Source organism: Mycobacterium sp. 1274761.0 (assembly GCF_001668615.1).
GTDB lineage: Bacteria > Actinomycetota > Actinomycetes > Mycobacteriales > Mycobacteriaceae > Mycobacterium.
This window is the reverse complement of sequence record NZ_LZMC01000102.1, coordinates 115,992-123,814: the sequence shown is the minus strand read 5'-3', so window position 1 is coordinate 123,814 and position 7,823 is coordinate 115,992. Positions and strand designations below refer to the sequence as shown.

Annotated in this window: 8 protein-coding genes and 1 pseudogene; 5 read left to right on the top strand and 4 right to left on the bottom strand. The window is 64.2% G+C overall.

Annotated features, from left to right (window positions below; translation table 11 throughout):
* The 3 genes from A5651_RS21160 to A5651_RS21150 form a co-directional block, all read right to left on the bottom strand.
* A partial coding sequence (locus A5651_RS21160; RefSeq protein ID WP_066985509.1) for a xanthine dehydrogenase family protein molybdopterin-binding subunit occupies positions 1-1,932 on the bottom strand: 1,932 nt, incomplete at its 3' end.
* Complete coding sequence (locus tag A5651_RS21155; RefSeq protein ID WP_066985508.1) at positions 1,925-2,416, bottom strand: (2Fe-2S)-binding protein; 492 nt, start codon at positions 2,414-2,416, stop codon at positions 1,925-1,927. The genes A5651_RS21160 and A5651_RS21155, both read right to left, overlap by 8 nt.
* The gene (locus tag A5651_RS21150) at positions 2,416-3,294 is read right to left on the bottom strand and encodes a xanthine dehydrogenase family protein subunit M (protein ID WP_066985579.1); all 879 of its coding nucleotides are present in this window, start codon (positions 3,292-3,294) and stop codon (positions 2,416-2,418) included. Before A5651_RS21150 ends, A5651_RS21155 begins: the two co-directional genes overlap by 1 nt.
* A gap of 238 nt (positions 3,295-3,532) precedes the next feature.
* Between A5651_RS21150 and A5651_RS21145 the strand changes: the two genes are divergently transcribed.
* From A5651_RS21145 to A5651_RS26105, 5 genes and pseudogenes are all read left to right on the top strand, one after another.
* Positions 3,533-4,060, top strand: coding sequence for a helix-turn-helix domain-containing protein (locus A5651_RS21145; RefSeq protein WP_066985505.1), 528 nt, complete (start codon positions 3,533-3,535; stop codon positions 4,058-4,060).
* Positions 4,061-4,360: 300 nt separating this feature from the next.
* The gene (locus tag A5651_RS21140) at positions 4,361-4,885 is read left to right on the top strand and encodes a DUF302 domain-containing protein (RefSeq protein ID WP_066985502.1); all 525 of its coding nucleotides are present in this window, start codon (positions 4,361-4,363) and stop codon (positions 4,883-4,885) included.
* A 62-nt stretch (positions 4,886-4,947) separates the two neighbouring features.
* Positions 4,948-5,403, top strand: coding sequence for a hypothetical protein (locus A5651_RS21135; RefSeq protein WP_082943896.1), 456 nt, complete (start codon positions 4,948-4,950; stop codon positions 5,401-5,403).
* Positions 5,404-5,753: 350 nt separating this feature from the next.
* Positions 5,754-6,101: pseudogene (locus A5651_RS26265) on the top strand (transposase); the annotation flags it as partial.
* Positions 6,102-6,374: 273 nt separating this feature from the next.
* Positions 6,375-7,469 (top strand): resuscitation-promoting factor, encoded by a 1,095-nt coding sequence (locus A5651_RS26105; protein ID WP_066985572.1) that lies wholly within the window; start codon positions 6,375-6,377, stop codon positions 7,467-7,469.
* 66 nt (positions 7,470-7,535) lie between these two features.
* On the opposite strand, the gene A5651_RS26470 is transcribed toward A5651_RS26105, so the two are convergent.
* On the bottom strand, positions 7,536-7,733 hold the full coding sequence (locus A5651_RS26470) for a hypothetical protein (protein ID WP_369803982.1): 198 nt from the start codon (positions 7,731-7,733) through the stop codon (positions 7,536-7,538).
* Between the last annotated feature and the right edge of the window lie 90 nt (positions 7,734-7,823).

Here is a 7,823-nt window from a genome sequence, read left to right as displayed (position 1 = left end):
CGCGGCAATGTCGACAATGTGCCCGCGCAATATATGCGCAGCCTCCCCGACCGCTCCGCCCGCCATCGCCGCCGACAGGCTTCCGCCGGTGCCCGTGATCCCGAACGGCGCGAAGTTCGTGTCGCCGTACCTGACTCGGATGGCCTCGACGGGCACGCCGAGCTTGTCGGCGGCCACCTGTGCGAGCGTCGTCTCGTGGCCTTGGCCATGGGGCACCTGCCGGGTGTGGAGCGTGACGCTTCCGTCGGCTCCAAGGACCGCGTGGATCGGCTCCGAGCCGGCGAACGCGGAGAGTCCGGGCATGACGGCCTCCGTGAACCCCGGCGGCCCCGGAGCCGCTTCGATGTAGGTCGCGATCCCCAGGCCGAGGCGGCGACCCTGCTCCCGGGCCGCCGCCTGGTGCTCTGCCCAATGCTTGAAGTCTGCAATATCGAGAGCCCTCTCGAGCGTGGTCTTGGCCGACATGCGCACATCGAGGGTCGGACCGGTGAGCATCGTCGTCGGGAGCATGTCGGGACCGACGATGTTGCGCAGCCGGATTTCGGCGCGGCTGATCCCCAGCTCGCGGGCTATGACATCGAAAAGCCGTTCGCGGACCCAGGTCTCGACCGCCCAGGGACCCCGGTAGGCGTTGTATGTCGCTTTGTTGGACGACACGAGCTCGGCGTCGAACTGCATGGCGTCGAACCGATACGGACCGGGAAACATCGTCTGGATGAAGCGGCACAACATAGGCGCCCCGTACGGGAGTGCCGGATAAGCGCCGCAATCCATCGTGAGTTTGACGCGCAGGCCCCGCACCTTCCCGTCGTTCATCACCGCAGCCTCGACGGCGACCTGTTCGTCGCGGGCCTGGGCGCCGAGCACGAGGTGTTCGTTACGGTCCTCAATCCACTTGATCGATCGGCCGAGACGCAGCGCGGCGGCACACAGCGCGACGTCCTCGCGCAGCACCGTCATCTTCGACCCGAACGCACCACCGATATCGCCTGTCACGACTCGTGGGAGGCGTTCCTTGGGCGTCGCCATCAGTCCGACGAGTGCCCGATTGAGGTGGACCATCCGCATCGGATCCCTGGCCATCTGACGCAGCATGATCGGCATCAGCGGCCGCGTGTCCTGCAACATCGTCGGGTGGGCGCGAATAAAATCGCGGACCCCGGCGAAGATCGCCTTCGTCTGTTCGCGCTGGCGGAACATGTCGCGCACCGACATCCACACTGGCCGACGCGCGAGGCACATGGCCATGACCCACTTGAGGACGTGCGCGGCCTGATGGGCCGCGTGCAAGGTGAGGTTGCCGCTGGCGTCGATCTCGGCCACCATGCCCCTGGTTTCCATCGGTTGGTTGGCGTGCCGATGCTGGCGGAAGGTCTCGCTGATCACGCGGTCCGCCCCGGCGAACGCAGCATCGACGTCGCCGAACGACTCCGATGCCGCGTAGACGACGTTGCCGTTGGCCTTCGGCCAGATCGACGGCCGGCTGGGATCGTGAGCGTGCGCCAAGGTCGCAATGGGTACCAGTTCCTCATAGCTGACGTCGACCATCTCAGCCGCATCTTCAGCGACCGCGCGCGACGTCGCGACGACGATGGCGACCGGATCGCCGACCAGACGAACACGGTCGACGGCCAGCGCCCAGTGCCACGGGTCGTAGAGGCCCGGCAAGGTGAGCATCCCGATGAGAGGGTTGGTGATCGCGGCGATGTCAGTGCCGGTGAAAATCGCGTGTACCCCTGGGATTGCGGCGGCGCGCGTGGTGTCGATACCTCGGATCAGGGCGTGGGGCAATGGGCTTCGGACGAACGCCGCATGCGCCATGTCTGGTACGACGACATCGTCGACGTACTGACCGCGGCCGCTCAGCAATCGGCGGTCCTCGACCCTGCGAACGCGGGCTCCCACAAATCGCCCCATGATCTGTTCACGCATCGTCCACCCCTCCCGCGGTGGCGGCCGACTTGGCCACGGCTTCGACGACACCCTCGATGATCGATGCGTATCCCGTGCAACGGCACAGATTTCCCGAGAGCTCTTCTTTGATCTGCGCCTGCGTCGGCGTCGGGTTGTCGGCGAGCAGGCAACGCACCGTCATGAGGAATCCCGGTGCGCAGAAAGCACATTGGAATGCGTGGTGCTCCCACATCGCCTGCTGGATGAGCCCCAGGCCATCTTCGTCACCGAGGGACTCGACGGTCTCGACGGTCGTTCCCTCCGCCTGCATCGCCAGCATCAGGCAGGAACGGACAGGGTGACCGTCGACCGCCACTGTGCACGCGCCACACACACCGTGCTCGCAACCGAGGTGTGTGCCGGTCAGGCCGAGGTGGTCGCGAAGCAATTCGGCTAGCGTCGTGCGAGCTTCGACCTCCGCGCGCTCGTCCCGGCCGTTGACCCGTAGCGTGATCTCCGGCATCAGCCGCCCGCTCGCGCCATGGCCCTCGCCGCGGCCTCGCCAAGCCCGCGGCGAGTGAGCACCCCAGCGACATGCGCCCTGTACTCCGAGGATGCGTGGTCATCGGTAGGCGGATCCAACGCACCCGTCGCGACCTTCGCTGCCTCTGTGAAGAGCGCGGGATCGGGAGCCTTTCCGTCGAGCAACTGCTCGGCCTCGGCGACACGCACCGGCGTGCTGAATACACCGAAGAAGGACAACGCCGGTCGCCGCAACAGTCCGGCGTCGTCAATCTCGAGCGTCGTCACCAGCCCGACCAACGCGAAGTCTCCGTGGCGCCTGCTCACCTCCAGCACCGACCATCCCGCGCGTGAGCTCCAGGCGGGCAAGCGCACCCCGACCAGCAACTCGTCCTCCGCGAGCGCGGTTGTCAGATAGCCCAGGAAGAAGTCACTGGCACTGATAGTCCGCTGTCCTGCCGGCCCCTGCACGATCATCTCCGCGCCGACCGCCAGGGCAACCGCCGGCAATTCTGCCGCCGGATCGGCATGGGCCAGACTCCCGCACACCGTCCCCCGACTCCGGATCGCCCGATGACCGATGTGCGGCATGGCGCCAACTACCGCGGGCGCGGCGGCGGCCATGACATCGGACCTCTCGACCTGTGCGTGGGTCACGGTCGCTCCGACCGAGACCGTGCCGTCGTCATCGACCTCGATCGACGGCAAGCCGTGCACTGCGCCGATATCGATGAGTTGCTCGAAATAGGTCAGCCGGAGGGCGAGTATCGGAAGAAGGCTCTGCCCGCCGGCGAGCACCTTGCCATCCTCGCCGTACGTTTCGAGCAGTGCGACTACCTCGTCGACCGTGTCCGGTCGGTGGTAGTCGAATGGCGACATCTTCACTGGGAGTTCCCTCCGACCGACCTGGATTCTATGCCGCGCACGACGGCAGGTCCTCCGTTTCGGCGACTCGCCCACGCCCTTTCTTCGTCTTGGCAGCGTTGTCGCCTATGCCGAGCTGCAACACCGCTGTCTCTCGCCGGCCTACACGCCCTCGAGGACCTTGGCTGAACGGCCGTCGGAATCGTGCGGCAGTAATTCGGTGAATGAATCACAGGTCACGTAGACTCGTACCATGGCCCTGAAGCGCGAGTACGAGAAAGAGCTATGTCCCGTTGCCCGCACGCTCGAAGTAGTCGGCGAGCGGTGGTCACTTCTGATCATCCGTGACGCGTTCTACGGGGTCGTACGATTTACCGACTTCCGCGCTCACCTCGAGATTCCCCCCGCTGTCTTGACCGAACGCTTGAGATTACTCGTGGAGCACGAGATATTGACGACGTCGATCGGCGCGAGCGGCCGAGATGAGTATTGGTTGACCCCCAAAGGGGAGCAGCTATGGCCGGTCGTATGGTCAATGATGAACTGGGGCAACGAGTTTTACGTGACCGACAAGTTACGTCGGCCGATAGTCCACTACGGATGTGGCGGTCAACTCACGCCTCTGGGGAACTGCGGACGCTGCGGCACAGTGCCGGCGCCGCGCGACCTCGAGGTGCATCCGCGTGCTTCCAAGTCTGCGGGGTCAAACCGCGGCGATCGGATAAGCAGGCAGCTGACACGTCCACACCGGATGCTGGAACCGTTCGCTGACGCCGCGTGATACGCCATTGAGCGCTTCGCGACCGCCATCGCCGCCACGGACTCGCGGTCCGGGGTGCCGACACCACTAAAGCGTCGGGAATTCTGATTGAAGTTCATTGATTGAACTTATACGGTGAAGCTGATAGACCCGCACGCCCACGGCATTTCGACCGTCGACGGACGCCCGGTGGATGCAATAAATGCGAGCCACACTCAGGGTCCGTCCCGCGCCTGAGCCTTCCGACATGCGGCTCGATCTGTGGTGGATCATCCATCGTCGCCACACGTATGGCTCGTCGCCTGGAAGGAGCGCACGCAAATGGCCCACGGAAATTTCACTGAGCACGTGATACGGCGATGGCAGCTGCCGCTTGGTCGAGCGTACGACGACGCCACCGCGGACTTTGAACGCCTTGTACCGCCGATCGAGGCGCAACGGTTCCAGTCCTTGAACAGCTGGGAGGAGAATGTTGCGCTTGTCCACGCCATTGCGCCATTGGGGCTGATGCGTTTCGGGTCAATCGATGCGCTGCCGTACATGCGCACCTCGGGAACCGACCGGCCAGGTATCGAGTATCTCGTGGGCAATCACACGATCGCCGAGCGAATGTATCGCCATGAGCCCGCGACGATGCTGTATGCACCCCTACGGCTGCTCATCTACGCCGACGACGCCGGCGAGGCTGTATTGGTCATCGACCAGCCCAGCATGCTGTTCGGCAGTCTGGGCGACAGGGCGGACGTTGCGGCGGTCGGAAGAGAACTGGACCACAAAGTCGCTGGGGTGTTGGCCGCGATGGGCGTCGACGTCCCTCCGGCTCTGGCGCAGGTGTCTATCCCTTGAAATAGCGGCCACAGCCAACGGGATCGCCGCGGCAGACCCAAGTTCGGTCATAGCTCATCCAATTGAAGGATCTGGTGATGCATCCATTGCGTGCACTCCGAGAGCGGGGGAACAACACCCCGGAGGAAGTTTCGGCCCTCCTGTCCGACGATATTGAGTTCCACACTCCGATCTTGGTAAAGGTGGTGGCCGGCCGCGAACTCGTCGGCCGCATTTGGGCACTGTCGTCACACGTTCGTTCCGGCCACTATGTGCGTGAAGACAAACTCGACCAGCGCACCACATTCTTGCAGTGGCAGGGTCAGATTGGCGGCCGCGATCTCGAGATCTTGGAACTGATCGAGGACGACGATCACGGACTGATCAGGAAGCGGATCGCAGCATATCGGCCGCTGCCAGCAGTCGAAGTCTTCCGCGCAGCGATGTATCCGACAGTCAAGAATTGGCTGGGGCCTGGCTATTTCACCTATACACCCGACGATCAGTCCACCCTCCCGTCTGACAACCGAACCCTCTGACCGCGCTCGACCGGGCCAAAGGCCCTGACCGCGCTCGACCAAAACAACGTGCCGGCTCGTTGCCGCCGTCAACGCTGTTCGCATATGGCTGCGCTGATTTTGCATACTTTCCCGTCGTTTTGCGGACTGATAGATGACGTTTCCGCAGTTCAACGCGTGATGCCACTGCAGCGCACCACGATCCCGCGCGTTCAATTCGAAAAGCTCAGTGTCGCTGGCCGGTCCGGGTAGGGCGACACGCCGAAAGGGGTACTCGAATGTAAATGCGGTGCGGGGCATCATAGACGGCTAATGAGCTCGTCGATGGTGGATGGTTCGAGGTGGAACTTGGACTGGGGGCGGCCTCGCGTATGAAGCCGAAGTCGGTTGGCCGACAGGATCTTCCGCGTAAGGGGCCCGACACGGGCACGGTCGTTGATGAATCGTTGCCGCCCAAGCGTCTGGCCCGGTTCCTAGCGGTTCTGGTCGATGAGCACTTGGATCTTGTCGGCGTCCGGAACACCTATCCGCAGGCCTGTGATTCGCGGTTGATGTTGCGAATCCTGTTATACGGCTACATCACCGGCGTGCGCTCGTCGCGCGTGATCGCACAGCGATGTGTCGATGACGCGTGCTTCAAGTGGCTGGCGGCGGGGGCGGCCCCGGATCATCGGTCAATCGCCCGATTTCGCAGGCAGCACACGACTCCACTGCGGCAGGTGTTCGCGCAGGCGTTGGCGATGTGCCACTCCGTGGGCCTCGTCCGGCTAGGCGGCGTCTCGTCGGACGGAAAAAGGCTGTGGGCCAATGGTCTGACCGCCGAGGTCTCAGCGCTGTTAGCCGAGGCTGAGCGGATCGACAGAGCAGAGGACGCACTGTCGGGCTCACACCCTCGCGGCGATGTGGTCGTCGTGCGGCCGCGACGGCGCGAGGCGAAAGCCGAGATCGCCAGCGGGGGCGGAAGATCGAGCAACGATAAGGTTTCCACACAACTGAAGGCGCACCGTCCTCTAATTGGTGCGCTCTTGCTGGCATTGATATTCGCGGGCGGATACGCCGTGTCGGTGCAGAAAACGATCACGCTATCGGTCGACGGCCTCCCGGTGACCGTATCGACGATGAGGTCACGGGTGATCGACGTGGTGCGGGAAAAGGGCTTCACTTTCGGTGAGCACGACATTCTTCAGCCGGCCGCGAATCAGCTTGTCCACCAGTCCGACACCATCGTGCTGCGACGCGGCCGTCCGCTGCAGGTTTCAATCGACGGTCAACCGAGCAAGCAATTGTGGACGACGGCTTCCACCGTCGACGAGGCCCTCAGCCAGCTGTCGTTGACGGATACCGCCCCCGTTGCGGCGTCTCGCGTTAGCGGCGTCCCGGTCGCGGGTATGGCGCTATCGCTGGTCAGCCCGAAGCGCGTGTACATCAACGATGGTGGTGTGGCCAGCGACAAGCGGGTAGCGGCGCCCACCGTCGGGCAGCTGCTGGCAGCTGTCGGCGCGCCGCTCCAGCAGGAGGACAAGGTGGTGCCTGCGGCGTCGACACCGGTACTAGAGGGCATGCGGATCGCGGTCACCCGCATCCGGATGCACAACGTCGCTGCGCGTATGCCGCTGCCGCCGCCGCTGCGGCGCATCTACGACCCCACGATGAACATCAGTCGCCAGATCGTCGATGACCCCGGATCGCCCGGCACGCAGGAGGTCACCTTCGCAATCGAGACCGTCAACGGCGTCGAAATCGCCCGACGGGTGGTAGCCCACAACGTCGTGACACCCGCCCGGCCGTCGGTGCAGCGGGTTGGCGCGAAGCCGGGCACCCAGGTGCCGCTGGTGAGTAACAACGCAACGTGGGACGCGCTGGCCTCCTGCGAGTCGACGGGCAACTGGGCCATCAACTCCGGCAATGGCTTCTACGGCGGCGTGCAGTTCAATCAACAGACGTGGGTGCGCCACGGTGGACTGCGATACGCGCCGCGCCCTGACCTGGCCACCCGAGAAGAGCAGATCGCAATAGCCGAAGTTGCTCAAGCGCGGCAGGGGTGGGGTGCCTGGCCGGTGTGCAGCGCCAGGATTCGGGCGCGCTGACCAGCTGCTGCAACGGAAAATGCTCGAGCAGCGAGTTGAAGAACCATCTGCGTCGCCGCGTTAGGACTAGTTCGTCGACAGCACGCGCGTGACCTCGCGCAGCGGCTCCGGGGACGTGGCGATTTCGCCGATGAATGGGTGCGACAGCATCATGACAAGAAAAAGGATTGTGCCGACAAGCACACCCAAGATGGCAACCATTGTGAAATGGGTTGCACGCTTCTCGACCCCATAGATGACCGCGCAGGCCAGGGAGCAGGCCACCGGTGAGGAAGATGACCGCCCATAGCGACCACGGCGGCCCAACATCGGTTCGCGCTTGGAGGACGCGCTGGGTGCGGGCCTGGCTGAGGT

Coding starts and splice junctions, on each gene's coding strand:
- A5651_RS21150 (WP_066985579.1), bottom strand. CDS start 3,294: ATGTCGCCATTCGACTACCACCGACCGGACACGGTCGACGAGGTAGTC.
- A5651_RS21155 (WP_066985508.1), bottom strand. CDS start 2,416: ATGCCGGAGATCACGCTACGGGTCAACGGCCGGGACGAGCGCGCGGAG.
- A5651_RS21140 (WP_066985502.1), top strand. CDS start 4,361: ATGGCCCACGGAAATTTCACTGAGCACGTGATACGGCGATGGCAGCTG.
- A5651_RS21145 (WP_066985505.1), top strand. CDS start 3,533: ATGGCCCTGAAGCGCGAGTACGAGAAAGAGCTATGTCCCGTTGCCCGC.